3 tRNA genes are annotated in these 268 nt (G+C 52.2%); all 3 read right to left on the bottom strand.

What is annotated here, in order from left to right:
* Positions 1-2 precede the first annotated feature (2 nt).
* The 3 genes from AKK44_RS08415 to AKK44_RS08425 all read right to left on the bottom strand — a co-directional run bounded on the left by AKK44_RS08415 (position 3) and on the right by AKK44_RS08425 (position 267).
* A tRNA-Phe gene (locus tag AKK44_RS08415) sits at positions 3-75 on the bottom strand.
* Between the two features lie 19 nt (positions 76-94).
* Positions 95-168, bottom strand: a tRNA-Met gene (locus AKK44_RS08420).
* A 9-nt stretch (positions 169-177) separates the two neighbouring features.
* A tRNA-Ser gene (locus AKK44_RS08425) sits at positions 178-267 on the bottom strand.
* Position 268 lies beyond the last annotated feature (1 nt).

The following is a 268-nucleotide window of genomic DNA, read 5'->3' on the forward strand; positions in this document are numbered from 1 at the left end:
AATGGCGCGAGACGGAATCGAACCGCCGACACATGGAGCTTCAATCCATTGCTCTACCAACTGAGCTACCGAGCCAACTACATAATAGCATGTATTGCGGGAGTAGGATTTGAACCTACGACCTTCGGGTTATGAGCCCGACGAGCTACCTAACTGCTCCATCCCGCGATGTTTAAAAGGAGGATGTGGGATTCGAACCCACGCACGCTTTTACACGCCTGACGGTTTTCAAGACCGTTCCCTTCAGCCGGACTTGGGTAATCCTCCA

This window comes from Streptococcus phocae (genome assembly GCF_001302265.1).
In the GTDB taxonomy this organism is placed as follows: Bacteria; Bacillota; Bacilli; order Lactobacillales; family Streptococcaceae; genus Streptococcus; species Streptococcus phocae.